The following is a 23,795-nucleotide window of genomic DNA, read 5'->3' on the forward strand; positions in this document are numbered from 1 at the left end:
GTTATGTCGCTAACCTTCTCAGTTTCGTTTCCGGGAGGAGCGCGGCGCTACAATCGTATGAGACCACGTTCCATCAGGATTTAAATAGCGATGGTGTTGTTGCGATAGCTGCTGGCAGTTCATCAATTGCAATGGCCGCAGACGACACCTTTGTGTTCCATTCTATCTTCGCCGAATCCAACAACTTTGAGTACGTTCCTACGGCGCTCCTAGGTTTGAATGCAGACAGCAATGGTGCAAGGGCCTCGCTCGGCCCATCCAATCCCGTGCTAGAAGCCGTGACGCAGATCGACGCAAATGTCGCCGATCTGCTTTCGGGCCACTTCAATCATCTGGCAGGTTTCGCGGCGCACGATCTGCTCGCCTGACGTATGCGAGCGAGGATAAAACGCAGGCATCGAGCCTGGCAGACGAGAGTGTCGAGAAGCTGCGTCGCCTGGCGAGGGATGCAGGCGTGGTCCAGATTTTGATATCTGAAGGTCTCTCGCAGATGCTGATCGATGTGTCTCTTTACCCGGTGCACTTGCGGCGCTAATTGCGGCGCAAAACAAGACCGCGCTCGCATTATTCGGACAAGCTTCTGCGGGAGCTTGAGGCGAAGAAGGCAGAGAAGCGGCAGCCGACTCCGCTACAAATCAAAATTGAGGAATTCCGAAAAATGCAAGGACGACGGTAACTGACGCGTCGTAACTGAATGTTACGAAGGGGATTCCGAGCCCATCTTGGTCTCGCGCCAGTTGGCGTGGAAGAAGGCGCCGGTTGCGTCGGGCAGGGACGCCCATCCGCCTGGCCAAGCCGCTACCGTTGAAGGGAATAAATCGCCCGCCCCCATGCTGCTTCGCCGGCCTGGGGCAGTTGCTGATACCGCTTTCAGACGCGTGGAAGATGGCACCCCGGCAACTTGCCCGTCACTCGGCTAAGTTCACCCCTTCCTTGAAATAAGCGATCGTCTTCTGCACCCCTTCGTCCAGTGCGACTTTCGGCTGCCAGTCCAGCAGCGCTTTGCCGTCGAAAGATCCGGCCGGCGGTGTCGCGGATCGTCTTGCGGCAGCGGCTTGAAGATGAGTTTGGAGCATGAATTGGTGAACTTGATCACCTTCTCGGCCGAATTCCGAGTTGCGGCCGAGATTGACGGCCCCCCGTGCACCCGTCAGGAGACAACATACCCGAATGGTCGCCTCGACGAGATCGTCGACATAACAAAACGACTGGTTTGGCCACCGTCGGCGAAGATGGTGATGGGATCGACCTTGAGCGCCTGCACGATGAACGATGAAACGATGCGGCCGTCGCTCGGCTGCATTCGCGGACCGTATGTGTTGAAGATGCGGCCAACAACCTTGATCGGCAACCGATGCTGGCGCCAATAGTCGAAGAACAGGGTTTCGGCGCAGCGCTCGCCTTCATCGTAGCAGGAACGGAGATCGGATTGACGTTGCCCCAATATTTTTCAGTCTGCGGATGGATCAGCGGCTCTCCATAAACTTCGCTCGTAAAAGCCTGGAAGATCCGCGCCTTGAGACGCTTGGCTAGATCCCATCATGTTGATGGCGCCGTGGACGCTGGTCTTAGTCGTTTGTACGGGATCGCGCTGGTAATGGATCGGCGAGGCCGGGCAGGCGAGATTGAAGTCGCGTCGACCTCGACATAGTGCGGAAAGGTTACGTCGCGCCTGACCGCTCGAACCACGGGTTCTGCAAGAGATGAGCGATGTTGCGCCGGCTGCCGGTGAAGCTTGTCGACCGAGAGGACCTCCGCCCCTTCGGCAAGCGGCCGTTCACACGAGTGGGAACCTATTAAGCCGGCCCGCCGGTCACCAGGATTCGGCCGTTGTGGTAACGCTCAAGGGCATCGGCTCCAGTCGCTTGGGTTCGGCTGACTAGGGCTCGAGCGCGACTTCTATTGGCGGCGCGGCTGATAGCCAATCCTTAATGTTATAGGTATTCTTATACCGTGGTCGCAATTTGCGCAAAGACCGGTCGCTGCATTGTCCGCTGTCCCGAGGCGTTGGCGCTTCCCGTCATTTTTTCTCGATAGAAAAGCGATGCTGCGCACGGTAAGACCCCCTAGGCGGGTTCGCGGCAGCGCCAAGGCAGGACTTCCACTGTGACGCCAATTTCCAGTCTCACCTATCGCAATTATCTGATTGCGCTGCATGACGCTATTGCGACAGCTCTGGCGGTCCTTGTCAGCTTCTGTCTTCGTTTCGAAGGCGATCTTCTATTCGAGCGATTACCTCTGCTACTTCGCCTGCTGCCGTTCTTTGTCGGGTTCAGCGTCGTCGTTTGCTACGTTTTCAATCTAACCACCACGAAATGGCGGTTCATATCTCTGCCTGACGCGCTCAACATTCTGCGCGTCGCGTCTGTTCTCACGGCCGCATTGGTTGTGGCCGACTACATTTTTGTATCTCCGAACGTCTTTGGTGCATTTTTCTTAGGAAAGATTACTATCGTTCTGTACTGGTTCTTTGAAGTATTCTTCCTTAGCGCATCGCGGTTTGCCTATCGGTATTTCAGATATAGCCGCACTCTTCGTCATGTTCGCGAGCAGAATGCGCCTCCAACGCTCATTGTCGGTAGGGCTGCCGACATGGAGGTCCTTTTGCGCGCGATCGAGAACGGCTTGGTCAAGGGAATTTTCCCGATAGGGCTCATTTCGCCTTCGCGAGCGGACCGAGGGCAGCTGGTTCGCAATATTCCCGTGCTTGGCGGCTTGGACGATTTCGAAAACGTCATTCGCGATTTTGCCAATCGCAAGCGACCGATAGCGCGGCTTGTGATGGGGCCGTCGAGCTTTGAGCCCGATGCGCATCCTGAGTCAATCCTTGTGCGGGCCAGAAATCTGGGCATGGTCGTAAGCCAACTACCCTCGCTGGAGAGCGGGGAGACGCCGAAGCTGAAGCCGGTCGCCGTAGAAGATCTCCTGTTGCGGCCGATCCATACCATCGACCATCGGCGGCTCGAAGATCTGGTCGAGGGAAAGGCGGTGGTGGTCACCGGAGGAGCGGGATCGATCGGCTCCGAAATCTGTGATCGTGTACTTCGTCACGGCGCGGCCAGACTACTCGTGATCGATAACTCTGAGCCCGCGTTGTACCGTTTGATGGAGACGATCTCCGTCACTAATCCGGCTGCGAAGCTGGAAGCCAGGATCGCGGACGTGCGAGACCGAAACCGGATCTTTCGGTTGTTGGCGGAATTCAAACCTCAAATCGTGTTTCACGCTGCGGCGCTTAAACACGTTCCCATTCTTGAGCAGGACTGGGGCGAGGGCGTGAAGACGAACGTGTTCGGCTCGATCAACGTTGCCGATGCGGCCGTCTTGTGCGGCGCTGATGCGATGGTCATGATTTCAACCGATAAGGCTATCGAGCCGGTCTCGATGCTTGGCCTCACTAAGCGGTTCGCAGAGATGTATTGCCAAGCCCTTGATTCCGAGATTGGAACGGGCCTCACGGCGGACCGGACGCGACTGATTTCCGTCCGCTTCGGTAACGTCCTTGCCTCTAATGGTTCCGTCGTTCCAAAATTCAAGGCGCAGATCGAGGCAGGCGGCCCGGTCACGGTTACGCATCCTGATATGGTTCGCTATTTCATGACGATCAGAGAAGCTTGCGAACTGGTCATGACCGCGGCGTCTCACGCGTTGTGGGCAGATCAAAGAGACGTGTCCGTTTATGTTCTCGACATGGGCCGCCCGGTGAAGATTGTGGATCTAGCAGAGCGCATGATCAAACTTTCCGGCCTCGAGCCGGGCCGTGACATCGATATTACTTTCATCGGCATTCGGCCGGGCGAAAGGCTGAACGAAATCCTGTTCGCGAGCGAAGAGCCAAAGGTCGATATCGGAGTTGCCGGCGTAATGGCCGCGAAGCCCAACGAAGCTTCGATGTGGAAGATGAGGAGCTGGGTAAAAGCACTGAAAGAGGCCAGTGAGAAAGTGGACAGAGAGGCAATTCAAGCGATTCTGCAGGAGGCCGTGCCGGAGTTCCGGAACGATGCGGCTTAGGCAGACGATCTTCTTTTTCTTCTTTTTTTGTGAGCGACGCAAAAGCCCGCTCAGCGCTATGCGGCCGCGCAAGCACCACCACCATGATTTCGATCGCGACGGACCTCTGTTCGCCGCGGTCGGGCTTTGAGCAAGGAAGACGCGCTGCTGCAGCGAGCGCTTGCGGCCCCCAGCGGCAGCGTACCCAGCTTTAATCTCGTAAATCCGATCTGTGCTGCAACGAACCGGTCGCGTCATCGTTCTCCAGACATGGGCCTGGCCAAGGGCAAGAACGCGTGGGCGACGGGACAAGTCTAATCTTGTTGCACGACTCACTTCATGCTTTTCTCAAGCGGTCGTTAGCTGGGGGAGTCGAATGAGCCCTTTGGTTCGAGCAACTGCCTTAGCAGGCTGTCTGGCCTCGCTTTTTGGTTGCGCCACTCCAAACCAAACGCCCTCGCAGTCCTCCAATCTATCAGGAGCGCCGTGGGCACGCGATCTTATGAACCACCGCCGCATCGGGAGCAGCCCTCTGGCCTGCCGCTAAGTATTTCCTCGAGACGGAGTTAGAGTCCGGCCCGAAGAAGGACGGACAGATGAAGCGAGCACGGTTCACGAAAGAGCAGATTATTGCGGTGCTGAAGGAGCATGAGGGGGGCGAAGACGGCCGATTGGGCTCGCAAGCACGGGGTCTCCGAGGCGACGATCTACAATTGGAAGGCCAAATTCGGCGGCATGGACTTCCGAGGCGAAGCGGTTGCGGGCCCTGGAGGAGGAGAACGGGAAGCTGAAGAAGCTTCTGGCCGAGCAGATGCTCGTTGCAGCCGCACTTCGCGAGCTCCTTTCAAAAAAATGGTAGGGCCCGCCGCCAAGCGCGCTGCTGTCGCGCATCTGCAGGCCGTCATGAGCCTGTCGGAACGGCGGGCCTGCTCGATCGTGGGTGCGGATCGGAAGATGATCCGCTATCGCTCCAGCGATTTCGATTCGACGTTGGTTGATGCCGAGCCGCATTGTAACTAGTTCGCGGACTTCGCCGCGCCGCGTGGCGGTCAGTCGCAGGGGAATGTGAATGGCCAGACGGCTGGGATGGACCGGATTGGCCGCGCTGCGGATCATCCCTGCCTTGGGTGCAGGGGCGACGATGGCGGCGACCTCGTCCCGACAGCACGTTCATGGCTGTTTGCTGCGCGGCACTTCAACGTGCGGGTGGAGAGAAGGCCGCGGACAGCGCGGCTCGCTTTTCGTTACTGAGCTTGTTGTACAGCTCGACGATGGATCGGCCGACGATGCGCGCCGAGAGCTTGTCGTCGACCAGTTTCCGCGCGGCAGCGCCAAAGCGTGCGCGCAACTCCCGCGACTGCGCAAGCGTCAGGATAGCGCTGGCGAGCGCCGGCGGATCTTCGATTGGGACCAATAGCCCGGTCTGATTGGCGATGCAGATCTCGCGGCAGCCGGCCGCATCGGTGGCAACCAGCGGCCGGCCACAAGCCGCCGCTTCCATCAGTGCGACCGGCAGGCCCTCGCGATGCGAGGGCAGCACTGCGATATGCGCCGTGCGCCACAGCGTGGCGATATTATCGACATAGCCGAGCCGGGCAACGCCGGGACGCCTGATCCAGGATTCGACCTCGTCGGGCGACACGGACGCCGGATTCGCCGGATCCGGATCGCCCCTGATAATCAGATTGATATTGTGCCCCTGAGTCCGCAACAGATCATGGGCCGCGACCAGCGCGCGGATGCCCTTGTCGACCAGGAGTCGTCCGACAAAGCCGATGGTGATCGGGCCATCAGGCTCGGGCAGCGGCTGCAGCCTGTCAGCATCGACGCCGGAGCCCGGGATCAGCGTGATCCGCTCGGGCCTCGCGCCAAGTGCCAGCAGTGCGTCGCGGTCATCAGGATTTTCCACCAGAATGTTGCTGTGCCTGCGGTTGAGTAGCCACGGCAAAAGCAAGACCATGCCCTGTTTCAACAGGCGCGCTAGAAGACCCGGCGAGGTGAAGATGTAGCCGAGCCCGGTGATGGCATTCACGATCGGAAAATCGCGGTCGAGTGCGGCAAGCGAGCCCAACACGCAGCATTGCAGAGCGGAGTGATGCACGACCGCAGGACCGATCGCGTTCTCGATCTTGCGGATCGCAAGCACCGCACGCATGGCCGCAAGCGGCGACAGGCCGCCGCGCTTGAAGGGAATCGGGTGGAGCACAAAGCCTTCCGCCTCGATCGCGGCCCGGCCTTCGTTCACATTGCTCGCGACATGGACCTCGAAACCTGCGTCGCGGGCGGCGCGCGCCATCGGTAGGCGGCTGAGCAGGAAGGCCCAATCCTCGACCACGACATAGAGGAGGCGCGACGGTCGATTGATCGCGCCTGAGGTCATCGGATGAGGGCCGTCGGTCACTCCGTCGCCTGCTTGTTCTCGCTGAGATAGGCGCGGTAGGCCAGCGCAATGCCGTCCTCCAGCGAAGTACGGGCGCGCCAGCCGAGTGCGGCGAGGCGGCTAACGTCGAGCAGCTTGCGGGGCGTGCCGTCGGGACGCGAGGTGTCGTAGCTGATCGCGCCCGTATAGCCGACGGTGCGCGCCACGACATTCGCAAATTCGGCAATCGAGATGTCCTCGCCGGTGCCAATATTGACCAAGTCGCTCGACGAATGCACTTTCATCAGGTGCACGCAGGCATCTGCCATATCGTCGACATATAGGAACTCCCGCCGCGGCGTACCGGTGCCCCAGACCACCACGTTTGCAGCTCCGGACAGCTTCGCCTCATGGAACCGACGAATCAGCGCGGCCACCACGTGACTGTATTCGGGATGGTAATTGTCGCCGGGGCCATAGAGGTTGGTTGGCATCACGCTGATGAAATCACAGCCATACTGGCTGCGATAGGCTTCCGCCATCTTGATTCCGGCGATCTTGGCGATCGCATAAGGCTCGTTAGTCGGCTCCAGCGGACCGGTCAGCATGGTATCTTCGCGCAAGGGCTGCGGTGCGAGCTTTGGATAGATGCAGGACGAGCCGAGGAACATCAGCTTCTCGGAGCTGTTCATCTGGGCAGCCTGGATCACGTTCGCCGCGATCGCGATATTGTCGTAGATGAACTCGGCGCGCAGCGTGTTGTTGGCAACGATGCCACCAACCTTGGCTGCGGCGAGGAAGGTCACCTGGGGCCGCGCGCGCGCGAACCAGTCGAACACTTGGGCCTGGTTGCAGAGATCGACCTCGCGCCGGTCCACGGTGACGAGCTTGACCTCTTCCCGTACCAGCCGGCGTACAATCGCACTGCCGACCATGCCGCGATGGCCGGCCACGAAGACCGTCTTGCCCTTCAGCTCAAACGGCGTGCTTGCCATTGGCGACCTCCAGCCGGGCCTCGCTAAGATCGCCCGCCACCATTTCCTTCACCAGCTGAGCAAAACTCGTCTTCGGCTTCCAGCCGAGCTTGGCCCGCGCCTTGCTGGAGTCGCCGATCAGGAGATCGACCTCGGTGGGGCGGAAATAGATGGGATCGATCCGCACCACGGTCTTGCCGGTCTTACTTTCGACGCCGGTCTCCTCGACGCCTTCGCCGCGCCATTCAACGTTGCGGCCGACCTCGGCAAAAGCAAGCTCCACGAACTCTCGCACCGAGCGCGTCTCGCCGGTCGACAGCACGAAGTCGTCAGGGCTATCCGCCTGCAAGATCGCGTGCATGCCCTCGACATAGTCCCGCGCATGGCCCCAGTCGCGCTTGGCCTCGAGATTGCCGAGATAGAGCGTCTCCTCCAGCCCCATCTCGATGCGGGCGACCCCGCGCGTGATCTTGCGGGTCACAAAGGTCTCGCCGCGGATCGGGCTCTCATGGTTGAACAGGATGCCGTTGCTGGCAAACATCCCATAGGCCTCGCGGTAGTTCACCGTTATCCAGTAGCCATAGAGCTTTGCCACGCCGTAGGGCGAGCGCGGATAGAACGGCGTGGTCTCCTTCTGCGGGATCTCCTGCACCAGGCCATAAAGCTCGGAGGTCGAGGCCTGGTAGAAGCGGGTCTCTTTCTCCATGCTGAGGATGCGGATGGCTTCCAACAGGCGCAGCACGCCGATCGCGTCCGCATTGGCGGTGTATTCGGGGCTCTCGAAGCTGACGCCGACGTGGCTTTGCGCAGCGAGATTGTAGATCTCGGTCGGGCGGATCTGCTGCACCAGGCGGATCAGGTTGGTCGAATCCGTCATGTCACCATAGTGCATCAAAAACGGCACGTTGCCGACATGGGGGTCCTGGTAGAGATGATCGACGCGGGCGGTGTTGAAGGAGGACGAGCGTCGCTTGATGCCATGCACGGCGTAGCCGAGGCCGAGTAGATATTCAGCGAGGTACGCGCCGTCCTGACCGGTCACGCCGGTAATTAGCGCCACGCGCCGTTTGTTGTCCTGTGCCTGCATCTCTTCTCCACCAAACGCGGTCGCCACTCGTCTCCGGCGTCAGCCAAGATCACGTCGGCCGTGCCCCCGCTCATAGTTCGGCACTGGCCCGAAAACCCCTGTTCATTGACACGGGAAGCGAGGAGCGCAATGAGCCGCCTCAACGGCGCATGGCCTTAGCATCTCGGCTTTTCAAAGTCTAATGGCAAGACGGGCCGAAAACGGAACGAAAAGTCCCGGCTCGCAACAGTCGCCTGTGCGGTCGGCGTGGCAGCGACGACAACGTTCCGCATGCCGTCGTCGGCGAAGTGGAAGCTGTCCTGCAAAGACTGTCCCAGGAATTGCAGCGACGCCGCATTCGCGCCGTTGCTCAGCGAAAGGGTGCCGGAAGCGCCGTCGAAGCTCGAATGCAGTGTATTGAAGTCGAAGCCACGCAGATCAACCTGGTCGGAGCCGGCAAGTGTGGTGTCGCCGCCAAAGCCCAGGAGCTGCCCGCTAAAAGTGGAGGGTGCGTCGAGCGTCAGCGCTTCTCCATTGAACGTGGTCTGCATTGCAGAAGCTGCGGGCGCCGTTGCGGGCATGCCGATCGTGCCGTCGCCGTTGAAGCCCTGCTGGAAGGTGGTTTCGTACGACTCGGCCGCGGTGCTCGTCGCTGCCGCGAAGCTGAGCGGGTTGGTGATGTAGTGTCTAGTGCTGTCGGTGCTCCAGATGTTGAACTGGCCGGTGCCGGCGTTCTTCCAGGCCACATCGTAACCGCCAAAAGTCTGCACTGCGCCGATCGGCGCCCAGCCGGCCCACATTCCGGCAGTGACGGGCGCTCCGCTGAAATAAAGCTCTGGGCCGGTGCCGCCGACTGGATTGAGAAAATAGTTCGGTCCGGCTTGAACCAAGCTGGTTGATCCGTCGGTCTGGATGACCACGGTCGGGATGCCGATCGTTCCGTCGCCATTGAAGTCCTGCTGGAACGTGGTTTCGTACGATTCGAGCGCGGTGCTCGTTGCGCTGGCGAAACTGAGCAGGTTGGTGATGTAGTGCCCGCTGCTATCGGTGCTCCAGATGTTGAACTGGCCGGTACCGGTGTTTTTCCAGGCCACATCAGACCCGCCTGACGCCTGCACCGCGCCGATCGGCGCCCAGCCAGCCCACATTCCGGCCGTGACCGGCGCGCCTGCAAAGTAGAGCTCCGGCCCGCTGCCGCCAGAGCTCGGGACCGGTCCAGCTGCCGGCGGCCTCGAGAAAATAGTTCCCTCCGGATTGGACCAACCTCGTAGTGAGGTCCGTTTCAAGGATGACAACTTGGATCCCGATCGCGCCATCGCCATTCAGATCCTGATGGAATGTGCTCTCGTAGGATTCCAGCGCGGGATTGCTCCCGGAAACGAAGCTCAAGAGATTTGTGCTGTAGTGGGCGCTGGCGTCGGTGCTCCAGATGTTGAACTGGCCGCTGCTGGCGTTCTTCCGTGCAATGTCGTAGCCGCTGACCGTCTGTGAGCCCATCCCGCCCACATCCTGACGGTGACGGGCGCACTGCCATATGGAGTTCGGGGCCGGTTCCGCCGCCGACCGGATTGAGAAAGTAGTTTGACCCGTTCTGGACAAGGCTTGTGTTCCGTCGGTCTGGATCACCACGGTTTCTTGCGCGGCCAGGTGGAATCCCAGCGTGTCCAGCCGCTTGAGGTCGATTGCGGTCAGCTGCTGCAGCGTGCCGGACGAGTAATATTCGTTGAAGGGATCAGTCGCGCCCTGAACGCCGCTGTTCAGAAAGTCGCTGGGATCCGAGTTCTGGCCATAGTCCGCGATCTTGGTATTGCCGCCATCCAGGGAAAAATAGGAGGCGCTCGCGGGGATGTTGTCGGTGAGCAGCCTGGCGCCCTGGCTCGTGAAGCGGTAGAGACCGAAAACGTCCGGCTGGGGCCCATAGGGCACGCGGCCCATCGCATGGGTCAGCTCGTGCAGCGCCACCCCGACCAGGAGATTCGGATCGATGTCGGTCGCGAAGGTCGCGGTGCCGTCGTCGGTTGTGGTGTCGTTGGCGCCAACCAATCCCCAGAGCTAGAGCTGTGCATTCCAGACCGCGACGCTCGACTGGCCCTGGATGGTCGATCCTGTCGGCAACGCGTTCAAATGGGGTGTCGCCGGGCGAGGCATTGTTGACGAGATCGGCTCTCACCGTCGAATAGGTGGCCCATTGGCCGCTATCGGGCCGGCTGCCGCGCCGCCGCCTGTCCCAGTTAGTCGATGTTGAAGTTCAACGTGACCTTGTCGGAGATCGCGGAGCTCAGAATCGCGGCCGCCTGCTCGATGCCGGCGCGGAAGCTCGCAGGCGCGGCCATCGCGGCCGCGTCGAAAATGAGATTGATGATCAGACCGCCGGAGGTTTCGGCGACCACGGAGCCAGGACCGCCAGGGCCGGAGGCGCTGACTGCCGCCTGGGCTTCGTACGTCTCGGCGGGAAGGACGACGGGTGTCGGCGGCGCGCCGGACGACTGCCCCTGTTGCAACAGCAACTGAAACGCCGATCCGCTGGAAAAGCTGTCCGACGGATCCGAAGCGTCTAGCGGATCGTGGAGGGTGGAACTCAAGCTCATCGCGGATTTCCAGAACCGGCAGACATGTCCAGCGCGCTGGCTTTGACCGATGCAACGAAGGATCACGCAACAAACGATTCGCGCACGGAATCCTGTGCGCGATTTCGTAGGACGGGCGTCGAGCCTTGATTTTGCGTGTCCCGCAGTGGAATCGAGATGCGACCTTGGATCGCAACTGCCGGCGGCGCGTCAACCCGTTCGTCTACGGCCGATGCTTTTCAGTTGCCGTAATCATTTGGCGTCAAAGCAAATGGTATCATGGGGCAGCTGACGCAATGATGAAGCTCGAAGCTTGTCGCCGTCGACGGCATCTTGCCCTGCTATATGCGCTCCGGTCGCGCCGCTCCCGATATCCTCCCGCCAACCCCATCTTATCTCGGAGAAAAAAGGTATTTTATTTCAATACATTATATGTGTTCACGTCTTGAACGTTCCGCTTGACGTTCACGGCTTGAACGCAGTAATAGCCTTCGCTGCGGCTGGAGACTTGAGAGGTGAGCGCTTGCTAAACGCAGACCATGAGAACGAGCGAATCGTTCTTGGCCTGTTGAGTTCGGTGGAAAGCGATGGTGCGCGCTCGCAGCGCCACATCGCCACCGAGCTCGGCATCGCGCTCGGCTTGGTCAACGCCTACCTCAAACGCTGCATCAAGAAGGGGCTGGTCAAGGTGAGTGATGCGCCCGCGCGCCGCTACGCTTATTACCTGACGCCGCAGGGCTTCGCCGAGAAATCCCGCCTCACGGTTCAATATCTGTCCAACTCATTTTCCTTCTTCCGGCTGGCCAAGAGCGATTGCGCGCGCGTGCTCGACGAGGCCAAGGCGAGAGGCTTTTCCCGCGTGGTGCTTGCGGGCCAATCGGACCTGGCCGAAGTTGCGATCCTCTGTACGGTCGAGGCGGGCGTTGCGGTCGTGGCGGTCGTCGATCCCGCAACCGAGGTTGCACGCTTTGTCGGCGTCAATGTTTTCAGGTCCTATGACGAGGTGAAGGAGGCGTTCGACGCCGTCATCGTCACCGACGTCGCGCACGCCGGCGCGTTCTATGACGCGGCCGCCGCGGTGTGCGGCGCGGAGCGGGTGCTCGCGCCGGGTCTGCTGGGCTTGCGCGAGCGAAACGGAAAAGCGGAAGGTGCACCATGAGCGAGGCGGTCGAGGCGCGCTGGTATGTGGTGCAGACCCAGGTGAACGGCGAGGCCAAGGCCGCGCAGAACCTGTCGCGCCAGGGCTACGAGATCTATCTGCCGCGCTATCTGAAGCGCCGGCGCCATGCGCGCAAAGTCGATTTCGTCGCAAGAGCGCTGTTTCCGCGTTACATGTTCGTGGCCATCGACATGGCGACGCAGCGTTGGCGCGCGATCCAGTCGACCCAGGGCGTGTCGCATCTCGTCTGCAACGGCGAAGAGCCGGCCGCGGTGCCGAGGGGCGTGCTCGGTGCGTTGAGGGCGCGCGAGGACGAGCGCGGCTTTGTGAGCATGGAAGCCAAGCCGGCGTTCGCGCTTGGTGACAAGGTGCGGGTGCGTGCAGGCGCCTTCATGGACAATGCCGGGCTATTCGACGGAATGGGGGACCATGACCGGGTCGCCATTCTGCTCGATATGCTCGGCCGCAAGGTCCGCGTTCACCTCGACGTGGATCTGGTCGCCACCGCCTAAGTGCGAGTACTCGCGCGGCGCGGTCTTGAGGGCGCCGTGCTTCGTGTCTGCTCCTTTCGGGAGCCTCCGGGTGGAGAGCGTTTCACCCGGAGTGCGGTAGCATGGAAATTTTCGGCGAATGACGATTCTGGTAACGGGCGGCGCAGGCTACATCGGCAGCCACATCGTGTTGGATTGGTCGATCGAAACGAGCGCGTGACCGTGCTCGCAACCTGTCGTCGGGCTTCCGGGACGAGGCGTGCCGGCGATCCGGCCGCCATCGTCGCTGACAGTCGGCGGCTGCAGCGAGTGTTGTCGTGGGCGCCCGCCTATGACGACCGTGAGTCCATCGTAAAGCACGCGCTCGCTTGGGAGCGGAAGCTCAACCTCCAATGAAAGCCATGACAGCCAAAATCATCATCTCGCACGGTCGCGTATCGACCGCACATCGTCTTGTGTGTCGCGGAATCGACTGCTTTTGTTTGGCCGGCGAGAGAGACCAACATTCGGCCTCACAACCTGACGGCGCGACGCGGAGCCGAGTATGACGATTGTTCTGACGCCTGTTGAAGATGAGATTGGCGGTATCAAAGATACCGACGTCAGCCTGCGCTCGCTGGAGATCAGTGCAGCCGAAGATTTGTGGCTTGGGCTCTTCAGGCGCGAGCTGTGGGGCCGGCTCGGCTGGCTCGATGTGAAAAGGCGTTATCGACGGACGACGATTGGTCCGTTTTGGACATCGATTACGCTTGCAATCTATACGTTCAGCGTCGGCTTCGTCGGCGCGGCGCTCTGGCACCAGGACATCTTTGAGTACTTGCCGTTTCTGGTCAGCGGCATGGTCGTTTGGATGCTGGTTTCATCCATTGCGATGGAATCGTGCAACATGTTCATTGCCGGACAGGCGCTGTTCCGCAACATCAGGTTCCAGTACTCGATCCTCGCCTATGCGCTGGTCTGGCGAAATTTTCTTGTGCTCTTGCACAACTTCGTTGTCTATTTCCTGGTCGTCGTGGCGCTGAAGCCGTCACTTCTCAGTTTCACACTCCTGCTGGTATTCCCGGGACTTGCGCTCGTCATCTTGAACGGCGTTTGGATATCGCTGTTTCTTGGGCTGGTCTGCCTGCGATTTCGCGACGTGCCACAATTGGTCTCCAGTGCCATACAGATTTCGATGTTGATCACGCCGTTGTTCTGGCCGGCCGACACGTTGACGGGAGTGCGACGTATCCTGTTTGTGGAATCGAATCCTCTCTATCACGTGATCGATGTGGTTCGCGGGCCGCTGGTCGGCAGGGTGCCGGGCGCGATCAGCTATGTGGTCATGATCGTCATGTGCATCGGCGGATGGTGGCTGACATATGCCATGTTCAAGCGCTTCCGCAGGCGCATCGCCTATTGGAGTTGAGCAAAGTGGCGACCGTCATTCTTGAAAATGTGAATGCGCATTTCCCGATTTATGGGGCTCAGCAGCAGAGCCTGCGCAAGGCGCTGTTCCAGCGTGCCACCGGCGGTTCGATCGAGCGCGAGGGCAAGAACAATGATCGCATCACCGTCAAAGCCCTGAGCGACATCTCGCTCGCGCTGCGCGACGGTGATCGTGTCGGCTTGGTCGGCCACAACGGAGCCGGCAAGTCGACGCTCCTCAAGCTGATGGCCGGCATCTATCCGCCGGTCTCCGGCACCGTCAGGGTCGAGGGACGCGTGACGCCGCTGTTTGACGCTATGCCCGGGCTCGACGGCGAGGACACCGGCTATGAGAATATCATCACGTCCGGAATGCTAATCGGGATGACGCGGCGGGAAATTGAGGCGAAAATTCCCGAGATCGAGGAATTCTGCGAACTCGGCGAGTATCTAAGCCTCCCGGTGCGCACCTACTCGACGGGCATGACAATGCGCCTGGGCTTTGCGCTAGTGACGTCGCTCGACCCCGGTGTGATCCTGATGGACGAAGGTTTCGGCACCGGCGACCTCCGCTTCGCCGAGCGCGCGGAGGCGCGAATGAAGGAGTTCATCGGACGAAGCCCCATCATGGTCCTGGCAAGTCACTCGGACAAGATCATCAGGACGATGTGCAACAAGGCTGTCCTGATGGAGTCCGGCCGGATCGTTGCGTTCGGTCCTGCGGACGAGATCTGTGACCAGTATTACGAGAGCGTCCATGCGGCGGCCGCGGCGGCCGAGCGTGCGAGGCAGATGGAACGGGCGGCGGCCGTCGCCGAGGCAGCCGCGGCAAATGATGGTGAAGCCGCCCAGGATTCCGAGGGCGGGTCCGCCGGCGAGCGTCGCGGGATGTTTCCCAGGTCTTCGTTGAATTTCCCCCTGGAAGCGCTGAGACCGGGCGATGATGTCGCGAAACTTCATGGCGCGCGATTGCTGGTGGGTGATCTCGACGGACTCGAAACCATCGACAGGAACGAACTGATCAGCATCGAAATGAAATTCGAAGTGCTGAAGCCTGGCCACACGATGATGCCGAACTTTCACGTGTTCCTGGGTGATCAGTATGTGTTCGTGAGTTCTCCGTCGCAGAATTCCGAGCTGGAGCCCGGTATCTACACCACCCGGATGTCAATCCCGCAAGGATTTCTCAATGTGGGGTTCTTCGTCGTCGGCGTAGCGCTCACCTCGGTCAATCCGCAGCGGATCCATTTCTATCTCCAGCAAGCACTGCGCTTCAGCATTACGGAGCGAGTGTTCGATGGAATCCCTGGGCCTGTCAGACCATCGATGACTTGGGACGTCGCCCGTGCGTGAGCGGCGGAGCGGAGCAGTCCGGTGATTTTCCACGCGCTTAAGTTTGCCGGTGCGTATCGTATCGAGCCGCAGTGGATCACCGATCAGCGTGGCAGCTTCGCGCGGCGGTTCTGCGCCGAGACCTTTGGTGCGCGCGGACTTGAAACCGACTTCATCCAGAGATCGATCTCCTCAAACAGACGTGCAGGAACCCTGCGCGGCATGCACTTCCAGGCCGCTCCGCATCTTGAGACCAAGCTCGTGCGATGCACGCGCGGGGCGATATTCGACGTGATGGTCGATTTGCGGCGGGAGTCGGCGACTTTCGGTCAATGGTACGGTGAAACCCTGACCGCCGACAACGGCATCATTCTCTATATTCCGAAGGGCTTCGCGCACGGCTTCCAGGCCTTGGTCGACGCCAGCGATGTCGACTACGAGATCACACCGGCTTACGTGCCTGGTGCCGAAAGGGGCTTCCGCTTCGATGATCCCGCGTTGGCCATCGACTGGCCGCTCGCGGACTTTATCATCTCGGAACGGGACCGCGCGCTGCCGCCATCGTTTCTCGAAGCATCACTTGGGTGAATTGCATGCCAGATCGAACTCCGACGGCTTCGTCGACACCGTCTCGCATACTCTATACCAAGCCGTCCATTACGGAGCTCGAGACGCGCTATGCGGCGGATGCCGCGGCCAACGGCTGGGGCGCACGCTGCTACGACTATATCAATCGCTTCGAGGCTGCCTTCAGGGATCATCTCGGAGTGTCCCACGCAATAGCCACGTCAAGCTGCACCGGCGCGCTGCACATGGGAATGGCGGCGCTCGGTATTGGTCCGGGTGACGAGGTCATCATGGCCGATACCAACTGGATCGCCTCGGCGGCGCCAATCACCCACCTCGGGGCGACCCCCGTCTTTGTCGATATTCGTTCCGACAGTTGGTGCATCGACCCCGATCTGGTGGAGGCCGCGGTCACACCGCGGACTAAGGCTATCCTTGCCGTTCACCTGTACGGCAATCTGTGCGACATGGACCGCTTGTTGGCGATCGGCGAACGGCATGGCATTCCGGTGATCGAGGATGCCGCGGAGGCGATCGGTTCCGAGTATTTCGGCAGACGTGCCGGAAGCATGGGGCGCTTCGGGGCCTTCTCGTTTCATGGAACCAAGACCGTCACCACGGGCGAGGGCGGGATGTTCGTGACCAACGATCCATCCCTTTACGAGCGCGTACTGACGCTCTCGAACCACGGCCGATCGCGAACGCAGCACAAGCAGTTCTGGCCGGACGAGGTGGGCTTCAAATACAAGATGTCTAACCTCCAGGCGGCTCTCGGCTGTGCGCAAATGGATCGAGTTGCCGATCTGATCGGCCGCAAGCGGCAGATCTTCCACTACTACCGCGACCGCTTGCGTGATCTGCCGGGGGTGCGAATGAACCCGGAACCAAGCAACATCGTCAACGGTGCCTGGATGCCCACGGTTGTCTTCGACGAAGCAACTGGCGTGTCGCGCGAAAAGCTCGCGGCCGCGTTCGCAGCCGACAATATCGATGCCCGGGTTTTTTTCTATCCGCTATCGGGATTGTCGATGTTCGAGGCCGTGCCGGGCAACCGGCTGGCGTGGTCGATTCCCGAACGCGCGATCAATCTGCCCAGCTATCACGATATGACGCAGGAAGAGCAGGATCGCGTGATCGCCGTCGTGCGCCGATTTCTGTCGGACAATTGACACTGCAATGAAGCTTCTCCTGTTTGCGGACGGTCACATCGGCTTCGAAGTCGCTCGCTGGCTGCTTGGAAATTATCCGGACGATCTCGGCCTGGTGGTGAGTACGGCCGACAATGAGATCGCCGCGATGGCGGGTTGCGCGGGTGTGCCGTCGCTCGTCTTTCAGTCGTCCAGCCAGATCTCGGATTTCGCCGCGAGCGAGCGCCTTTCTTTCGACCTCGGCATTCTGGCGTGGTGGCCGAAGATCATCCGGCCGCCACTGCTCGGCCTTCCTCGCCGCGGGTTCGTCAACACCCATCCGAGTCTGCTGCCCTACGGCCGCGGCAAACACTACAATTTCTGGTCGATTGTCGATCGGGTGCCCTTTGGGGTGACCCTGCATATGGTCGACGAAGGGGTCGATACCGGCGATATCGTCGCCCAGGCCGAGCTTCCCTATGACTGGGAGGATACCGGCGAATCGCTCTACCAACGGGCGAGGGAGGCCATGCTAAAGCTGTTTCAAGAGGCGTATCCGAGACTTCGGAGCCTCGACTTCGAGACCCGGCCGCAGCATCCCGGAGCCGGGACCTTTCACCGCGCCTCCGAACTCGAGCCGGCCAGTGCGATCGACATCGAGAGGACGTATTTGGCGCGCGATCTGCTGAATTTGCTGCGTGCACGCACCTTTTCAGGCTATCCCGCCTGTTCGTTCTCGGATGGCGATGACGTGTATGAGGTTCGCGTTGAGATCAAGAGGAAGCCGCGATGAGTGAGTATGAGAAATTCAAGCGCGAATGCGCGACCGAGATCGCGCAGATGGGCGATGATGGCGAACTCGCTCTTGCCACGCGCGCCTGGATGGATCGCGCCAATCGCGCGAAATACTCCTACCATTTCGAGTGGATGGGCCGTCCAATAATCCAATATCCTCAGGATATACTCGCTGTTCAGGAGATCATCTGGTCGGTGAAGCCTGACCTCATCATCGAGACCGGCATCGCGCACGGAGGATCGCTGATCTTCTCCGCTTCAATGCTGGAATTGAACGCGATTTCCGGCGGCGCGAAGGATGCCGAAGTGCTGGGAATCGATATCGACATCCGCGCCCACAACCGCGCCGCGGTCGAAGCGCATCCGATGGCCCGGCGGATCTCCATGATCGAGGGGTCCAGTGTCGCTCCGGAGGTGGTTGCCGCGGTCAGGGCCAAGGCTGCCGGCAAACGCAGCGTTCTCGTCATGCTGGACAGCAACCATACCCACGATCACGTCCTCGCGGAGCTGGACGCCTTCGCCCATCTGGCGACCGTCGGGAGCTATTGCATCGTGTTCGACACCGTGATCGAGGATATGCCCGCTGACGCTTTCACAGATCGACCCTGGAGCCGGGGCAACAATGCCAAGACTGCCGTATGCGAGTTCCTCGAGCGGCACCCGGAATTCGAGATCGACAAGAGCATCCAGCACAAGCTGTTGGTCACGGTGGCCCCGGACGGTTACCTCAAGCGTCTCAAGTGAGGGTTCGGGTAGCCAAATGACTGAGCCGCTCGTCACCATCGGAATACCGACGTTCGACCGACCGGAGGGGTTGCGGCGGACGCTTGGCAACCTTTGCGCGCAGACCTATCGTCACATCGAAATCGTCGTTTCTGACAACGCGTCTCCAGGCTCGGCTGTTCGAGACGTCGTCGACGAGTTCGCCGCAAACGATGCACGGGTCAGCTACCAACGGCATCCGGAAAATATCGGAGCCATGCGCAATTTTTCGTCCCTGGTGCTCAGGGCGCGCGGCGAGTTCTTCATGTGGGCCGCGGATGATGATCGCTGGGAGCCGTTCTTTGTCGAGCGCTGCGTCCAACGGCTCGTGGCAGATCCCGGGCTCGCGGTGTGCCAGATGGAAGCCCAATACGAAGTCGACGGGAAGATCTTGTTTCCGTTCTTTTTCGAGGGCTCGCCGTTCAACAGCTATTCCTCACGCTCGCCAGTCGACCGGGTGAAACATCTGCTCCGTCACGTCTACGGCAATCTGGTCTACGGCGTCTTCAGGCGGGAAGCTCTGTTCCACGATGGGAAGCCGGTTACCGAGTGGATTGGCCGGACGCTCAACGAGATCCCGATGCAGATCCTGCTGGCATCGTGGGGAAATATCCGGGTTATTCCGGAAATTGGCCTCTACAAGTCGGCGCCGCGAACCGTTTGCGAGCAGGCGCAATGGGAGCAGGTCGGCGGTCGGCTGCCCTATTGGCGGGGCTGGCGGAATTATCTTACGGATTGTCGATCGCTGCACCAGTATCACAAGATGGTCATGCATGAGAATTTCGCGGCAATTGACGCCCTCGGGCTCGATTCCCGGACGGCCGGACGGCTACGCACCTTCGCCGCATATTGTCTCTTCAAGCATGAATGTCTCCTCGCATTGCGGTGGAAGCCTGTCGGCCCGGAAGCACCGCGGCCCACCGCAGCGAAGCCAGTAGCACAGAATTGATCCTAGATGAGCGACCGCGTACCCCGTGTTTCGGTTGGTCTGCCGACCTACAATCGCCCCGAACTTCTCGCGCTGGTGCTCGATATCTTTCAGCGGCAGACATTCGCCGATTTCGAACTCATCATTTCCGACAACGCCTCCACCAACCCCGAGGTGAGGCAAGTATGCGAGCGCTACGCCAGCGAGGATCCGCGCTTCCGGTACGTACGTCAGCCGGTCAACCGGGGCGCCGAGAGTAATTTCTGGTTCGTCTATGACCAGGCGCGAGCGCCTTTGTTTCTCTGGGCGGCCGATGACGATTTGTGGCCGACCGACTTCCTGGAAAGAGGTGTCGCCGCGCTTGATCGGAATCCGCGTGCCTCGGCCTGGTTTTGCCAGGTCGTCAACATCAACATGAACGGCGACGTCGTCAGGGCCTATCCGAGCTTCAAACGTTTCCAGTCGAGCGCGTTCAAATTCCTCGATCTGGCGCGATTTCTCTGGGAGCCCGAAATCATGGGCAAGGCCAACCTGATCTATTCCATCTTCCGGCGGCAGGAACTGGCGCGGGTGATCGATCTGTTTCGTGATCGTCCGTCGACTTGGGGGAACGACATGAACCTGGTCTATGCCTATTTGTGTCGCTCCAACCTGGTCGTCGACGATGAACTTGTGCTGCAGAAGCGCGTCCCTACGGACATCGTCGATTCAGTGGTCAGCCCGCGCTCGCAGATCTATCCACGCGATGAGCGATCGACCTATTTCGAGAACTATCGCCGGGCAGCGGAGGGCAGCTACTATTGGCCGCTGACGGTGGCCGTACTGGCCGTGAGATCCCCGTACGACTATGTCGCATCCGGCAGAGCCGCATGGGACTACGAACATTCGGAGTTCAAGCGCGACCTCGATGAACGGATGAACGATTTCGAGAAGTGGAAGACGACAAAATCGCAAGAGATCCAGACGTGGAAGGCGCACGCTTCCGGTTTTATCGCGCGGAATGCCGCCAGAACCGGCGCGCTGTTCGCGCGAAAACTTGCGCGAGCCTCCCGACTTCTCACGCGGAATCTCGCACGTATTAGAGCACGAATCCCTGGATTAGGGGGCGGCAGGTAGGGAGTAATGAAATGAAAGCAGTCATACTCGCAGGCGGCATGGGTACGCGCATATCCGAGGAATCATTGGTGCGGCCGAAGCCCATGATCGAAATCGGCGGCCGTCCGATCCTCTGGCACATCATGAAGCTCTATGCGTATCATGGGATCACGGATTTTGTGATCTGCCTCGGCTATAAGGGGTACATGATCAAGGAATACTTCATGAATTTCGTGCTGCATCATTCCGATGTCACCATCGATGCCAAGAAGAACAGTGTCACCTACCATCAGAGCAGCGTCGAGCCTTGGCGGATCACCCTGGTGGATACGGGCGAGACCACGCTGACGGGCGGCCGGCTCAAGCGGGTGCGCAATTATCTCGATCCGCAGGAGCCGTTCTGCTTCACTTACGGCGATGGCCTGTCCGATATCGATATTGCCGCCAGCATCAAGTTTCACCGCAGCCACGGCAAACAGGCAACCGTGACGGCGGTGCGACCGCCGGGCCGGTATGGCGCGCTGGAAATCGATGACACGTCGGTAAAATCCTTCGTCGAGAAGCCGCCCGGCGACAACGCCTATATCAACGGAGGCTTTTTCGTGCTCAACCCGGCGGTGATCGACCGGATCGACGGTGACAAGACCTCCTGGGAATCGACGCCGCTGGAGGCGCTCGCCCGCGATGCGCAACTCGCCGCCTATCGGCACTACGGTTTCTGGCAGCCGATGGACACGCTGCGCGACAAGATGATGCTCGAGGAACTCTGGCAGTCCGGTCGCGCACCCTGGCGGCATTGGGGCTAGGCGCGATGGCCATTGGCTCTCCGATGTGCCGGTCCTGCGGCGCGCCGCTCACGGCCGTGCTGGTCGATCTCGGCATGACGCCGATTTCGAATGCGTTTGTCCGTGCCGAACATGCCTCGCTCAGCGAGCGGTTCTATCCGCTCAAGAGCTTTGTCTGCGACCATTGCTGGCTGGTGCAGCTGGAGGATTTCGAGACGCCGGAGACGCACTTCCATGCGGACTACGTCTATTTCTCGTCCTTCTCGGATAGCTGGCTCGCCCATGCGAGGATGTTTGCGGAAAAGGCCGCGGCGCGGCTTGGTCTCGGTGCCCGCTCGCGGGTCGTGGAGGTCGGCAGCAACGACGGCTATTTGCTGCAATATTTCGTTCAGCGCGGCATCCCCTGCCTCGGGGTCGACCCGGCGGCCAACTGCGCCAAGGCAGCCTGGGAGCTGCGGCGTGTACCGACCGAGGTCGCCTTCTTCGGGTCAAAGGCGGCAACGCGGCTGCGCGAGCAGGGCGGCACTGCCAATCTGATCATTGCCAACAATGTGCTCGCGCATGTGCCCGACATCAACGATTTCGTTGCCGGCTTCAAGATACTGCTCGGCGAGCGGGGCGTTGCGACCTTCGAATTTCCGCATGTTTTGGAAATGATCCGCAATGTCGAATTCGATACCATCTATCACGAGCATTATTCCTATTTGTCGTTGCTGGCCCTGGAGCCGCTGTTCGCTCGCCACGGTTTGCGGGTGATCGATGTCGAACGCCTTTCGACTCATGGCGGCTCGCTCCGACTCCATGTTGCGCATGACGACCGCACCGACGTTCTTGATAGCGTCAAGCAGCTCAGGCGCGAGGAGGCCCAAGCCGGCCTGGACCGGCTCGCGACCTACGAGACTTTCGGGCATCGGGTCCGGCAATTGAAACGATCGCTGCTGCGCCTTCTGATCGAGCTCATAGAGGCCGGGAAATCGGTCGCCGCCTACGGCGCGCCTGCAAAAGGCAATACGCTGCTCAATTACTGCGGAATCGGCCGCGACTTCATCTCGTTCACGGCGGATCGCAACGTGCACAAGCAGGGCTTGCTGCTGCCGGGCACCAGGATTCCAGTCCTCGCCCCGGATGAGATCGCGCGCAGGCGACCCGACTATGTTCTCATCTTGCCCTGGAACTTGCGGCAGGAGATCGTGCAGCAGATCAGCCAGATTCCCGATTGGACAGGCCAGTTCATCATTCCGGTGCCTGAGCCCGTCATTCTGGACAGCCGTGGGAATTCAGACAATGACTGAACAGGATCGCGCCCCCACCGTCAGCGTCGTGCTGTCGGTGCGGAACGGCGGCGTTGATTTGCCCAAGGCGCTTGAAACGATCCTCACGCAGTCGTTTACCGATTTCGAACTGATCGCGATCAACAACGGCTCGACCGACGGCACGCGCGAGTTCCTCGACCAGATCGCTGATCCCAGGGTTCGCGTGTATCATCAGGAGGACCAGGGCCTCGCTGCGGCTCTCAATCGCGGCATTTCGCTCGCACGGGGACGCTACATCGCGCGGCAGGATCACGATGACTGGGCGCTGCCGACCCGCATTGCGCAGCAGGTGGCGTTCCTCGATGCCAATCCCGATCACGCGCTGGTCGGAACCAGGGCCGAGGTCTGGGTCGGCAACAATCCGACCGGCCGGTTTCACGACCACCCCACCGAAGACGGGGACCTGCGCTTTGCGCTGCTGTTCAACAATTACTTCGTCCATTCCTCGGTTATGATGCGCAAGACGGCGCTCGACCAGGTTGGCGCCTACACCACCGACCGCTCGCGCCAGCCGCCCGAGGATTACGAGCTCTGGTCCCGCATCGCCCGACAGTTTCGTGTCGCTAACCTTCCGGAGCGCTTGACGATCTATCGCGAGGTGCCGACCAGCATGTCGCGCGACGGCGTCAACCCTTTCATGGAGAAGTTGATCCTGATATCGGCTGAAAACCTTGCGGCTGCGTCGACCGGCGTGCCGGAGCCTCAGCCCGTTCATCGCGACATTGCGTGTCTGGCTCATGGCCAGCCAGACAAGATGTCACGAGACGCCGATATCGAAGCCATGTGTGCTGCAATTGTCATGGCTGGAAAATCAATCTTCGGCGATCGCAGCTTTGATCCGAATAGCGATCCCGTCGCGTTCTGGTGCCGGAACCTGCGACATCACTTCGCCATTCGTCGCTATAGGCTCAAGGGTGCGCAGACCGTCGCGCGCAGCGTGAGAACGGCGTTGCGTCGGTTTGGCCTTTCGATTTGAGGTTGCTTGCGTTCGAGCGACAAATCGTCGTTGCGCATAATGAAGGAACATTGATTGCGCCTCCTGCTTTGCTGTGAATCCTATCCGCCACACCGAGGCGGC

At 60.4% G+C, this 23,795-nt stretch carries 21 protein-coding genes and 3 pseudogenes; 17 read left to right on the forward strand and 7 right to left on the reverse strand.

Translation table 11 applies throughout. The annotated features are described in order from the left end of the window. Positions 1 to 368: hypothetical protein (locus XF30_RS38115; RefSeq protein WP_158284377.1), on the forward strand; the 368-nt coding region annotated here is incomplete at its 5' end. Positions 369 to 908: 540 nt separating this feature from the next. Here XF30_RS38115 and XF30_RS13955 read toward each other — a convergent pair. After that, positions 909 to 1,820, reverse strand: a pseudogene (locus XF30_RS13955) (UDP-glucuronic acid decarboxylase family protein). Between the two features lie 286 nt (positions 1,821 to 2,106). On the opposite strand from XF30_RS13955, the gene XF30_RS13960 reads away from it, so the two are divergent. Beyond that, positions 2,107 to 4,011, forward strand: coding sequence for a polysaccharide biosynthesis protein (locus XF30_RS13960; RefSeq protein WP_109143045.1), 1,905 nt, complete (start codon positions 2,107 to 2,109; stop codon positions 4,009 to 4,011). 575 nt (positions 4,012 to 4,586) lie between these two features. Continuing rightward, a pseudogene (locus XF30_RS13965) lies at positions 4,587 to 4,965 on the forward strand (transposase); the annotation flags it as partial. Between the two features lie 220 nt (positions 4,966 to 5,185). On the opposite strand, the gene XF30_RS13970 reads toward XF30_RS13965, so the two are convergent. The 6 genes from XF30_RS13970 to XF30_RS13995 all read right to left on the reverse strand — a co-directional run bounded on the left by XF30_RS13970 (position 5,186) and on the right by XF30_RS13995 (position 10,977). Next, entirely contained in the window at positions 5,186 to 6,370 is a 1,185-nt protein-coding gene (locus XF30_RS13970) for a glycosyltransferase family 4 protein (RefSeq protein ID WP_109143046.1), read from the reverse strand. Positions 6,371 to 6,387: 17 nt separating this feature from the next. Further along, positions 6,388 to 7,344 carry a GDP-L-fucose synthase gene (gene fcl, locus XF30_RS13975; RefSeq protein WP_109143047.1) on the reverse strand — a complete coding sequence of 319 codons (957 nt, stop codon included), beginning with the start codon at positions 7,342 to 7,344 and terminating at the stop codon, positions 6,388 to 6,390. Continuing rightward, on the reverse strand, positions 7,325 to 8,410 hold the full coding sequence (gene gmd, locus XF30_RS13980) for a GDP-mannose 4,6-dehydratase (protein ID WP_109143048.1): 1,086 nt from the start codon (positions 8,408 to 8,410) through the stop codon (positions 7,325 to 7,327). Before gmd ends, fcl begins: the two co-directional genes overlap by 20 nt. A gap of 155 nt (positions 8,411 to 8,565) precedes the next feature. Further along, positions 8,566 to 9,537: a hypothetical protein gene (locus XF30_RS13985; protein WP_502696098.1), complete on the reverse strand. Its 972-nt coding sequence runs from the start codon at positions 9,535 to 9,537 to the stop codon at positions 8,566 to 8,568. Beyond that, positions 9,485 to 10,432 (reverse strand): hypothetical protein, encoded by a 948-nt coding sequence (locus XF30_RS39330; protein ID WP_109143050.1) that lies wholly within the window; start codon positions 10,430 to 10,432, stop codon positions 9,485 to 9,487. The genes XF30_RS13985 and XF30_RS39330 overlap by 53 nt, the downstream gene beginning before the upstream one ends. A 188-nt stretch (positions 10,433 to 10,620) precedes the next feature. Continuing rightward, entirely contained in the window at positions 10,621 to 10,977 is a 357-nt protein-coding gene (locus XF30_RS13995) for a hypothetical protein (protein WP_146207701.1), read from the reverse strand. Between the two features lie 292 nt (positions 10,978 to 11,269). Between XF30_RS13995 and XF30_RS14000 the strand changes: the two genes are divergently transcribed. The 14 genes and pseudogenes from XF30_RS14000 (at position 11,270) to XF30_RS14065 (ending at position 23,693) form a co-directional block, all read left to right on the forward strand. After that, complete coding sequence (locus XF30_RS14000; protein ID WP_244608948.1) at positions 11,270 to 12,115, forward strand: winged helix-turn-helix transcriptional regulator; 846 nt, start codon at positions 11,270 to 11,272, stop codon at positions 12,113 to 12,115. Beyond that, the gene (gene nusG / locus XF30_RS14005) at positions 12,112 to 12,627 is read left to right on the forward strand and encodes a transcription termination/antitermination protein NusG (RefSeq protein ID WP_109143053.1); all 516 of its coding nucleotides are present in this window, start codon (positions 12,112 to 12,114) and stop codon (positions 12,625 to 12,627) included. Before XF30_RS14000 ends, nusG begins: the two co-directional genes overlap by 4 nt. A 118-nt stretch (positions 12,628 to 12,745) precedes the next feature. Continuing rightward, positions 12,746 to 12,854 (forward strand): annotated as a pseudogene (locus XF30_RS40140) (NAD-dependent epimerase/dehydratase family protein); the annotation flags it as partial. A gap of 296 nt (positions 12,855 to 13,150) precedes the next feature. Then, positions 13,151 to 14,014 (forward strand): ABC transporter permease, encoded by an 864-nt coding sequence (locus XF30_RS14015; RefSeq protein ID WP_109143055.1) that lies wholly within the window; start codon positions 13,151 to 13,153, stop codon positions 14,012 to 14,014. Between the two features lie 5 nt (positions 14,015 to 14,019). After that, entirely contained in the window at positions 14,020 to 15,366 is a 1,347-nt protein-coding gene (locus XF30_RS14020; RefSeq protein WP_192893137.1) for an ABC transporter ATP-binding protein, read from the forward strand. A gap of 21 nt (positions 15,367 to 15,387) precedes the next feature. Beyond that, positions 15,388 to 15,933: a dTDP-4-dehydrorhamnose 3,5-epimerase gene (rfbC, locus tag XF30_RS14025; protein WP_109143057.1), complete on the forward strand. Its 546-nt coding sequence runs from the start codon at positions 15,388 to 15,390 to the stop codon at positions 15,931 to 15,933. Positions 15,934 to 15,938: 5 nt separating this feature from the next. Beyond that, positions 15,939 to 17,081 carry a DegT/DnrJ/EryC1/StrS family aminotransferase gene (locus XF30_RS14030; RefSeq protein ID WP_109143058.1) on the forward strand — a complete coding sequence of 381 codons (1,143 nt, stop codon included), beginning with the start codon at positions 15,939 to 15,941 and terminating at the stop codon, positions 17,079 to 17,081. A gap of 7 nt (positions 17,082 to 17,088) precedes the next feature. After that, the gene (locus tag XF30_RS14035) at positions 17,089 to 17,832 is read left to right on the forward strand and encodes a formyltransferase family protein (RefSeq protein ID WP_109143059.1); all 744 of its coding nucleotides are present in this window, start codon (positions 17,089 to 17,091) and stop codon (positions 17,830 to 17,832) included. Beyond that, positions 17,829 to 18,578, forward strand: a complete 750-nt coding sequence (locus tag XF30_RS14040; RefSeq protein ID WP_109143060.1) for a cephalosporin hydroxylase family protein — start codon at positions 17,829 to 17,831, stop codon at positions 18,576 to 18,578. Before XF30_RS14035 ends, XF30_RS14040 begins: the two co-directional genes overlap by 4 nt. A 16-nt stretch (positions 18,579 to 18,594) precedes the next feature. After that, positions 18,595 to 19,545 (forward strand): glycosyltransferase family 2 protein, encoded by a 951-nt coding sequence (locus XF30_RS14045; RefSeq protein WP_109143061.1) that lies wholly within the window; start codon positions 18,595 to 18,597, stop codon positions 19,543 to 19,545. Between the two features lie 6 nt (positions 19,546 to 19,551). Then, complete coding sequence (locus XF30_RS14050) at positions 19,552 to 20,640, forward strand: glycosyltransferase family 2 protein (RefSeq protein ID WP_109143062.1); 1,089 nt, start codon at positions 19,552 to 19,554, stop codon at positions 20,638 to 20,640. An 11-nt stretch (positions 20,641 to 20,651) separates the two neighbouring features. After that, positions 20,652 to 21,425: a glucose-1-phosphate cytidylyltransferase gene (gene rfbF, locus XF30_RS14055; RefSeq protein WP_109143063.1), complete on the forward strand. Its 774-nt coding sequence runs from the start codon at positions 20,652 to 20,654 to the stop codon at positions 21,423 to 21,425. 5 nt (positions 21,426 to 21,430) lie between these two features. Next, positions 21,431 to 22,696, forward strand: coding sequence for a class I SAM-dependent methyltransferase (locus XF30_RS14060; protein WP_109143064.1), 1,266 nt, complete (start codon positions 21,431 to 21,433; stop codon positions 22,694 to 22,696). After that, the gene (locus XF30_RS14065) at positions 22,689 to 23,693 is read left to right on the forward strand and encodes a glycosyltransferase family 2 protein (RefSeq protein WP_109143065.1); all 1,005 of its coding nucleotides are present in this window, start codon (positions 22,689 to 22,691) and stop codon (positions 23,691 to 23,693) included. Before XF30_RS14060 ends, XF30_RS14065 begins: the two co-directional genes overlap by 8 nt. Positions 23,694 to 23,795 lie beyond the last annotated feature (102 nt).

This window comes from Bradyrhizobium sp. SUTN9-2, assembly GCF_003122645.1.
Taxonomy (GTDB): Bacteria; Pseudomonadota; Alphaproteobacteria; order Rhizobiales; family Xanthobacteraceae; genus Bradyrhizobium; species Bradyrhizobium yuanmingense.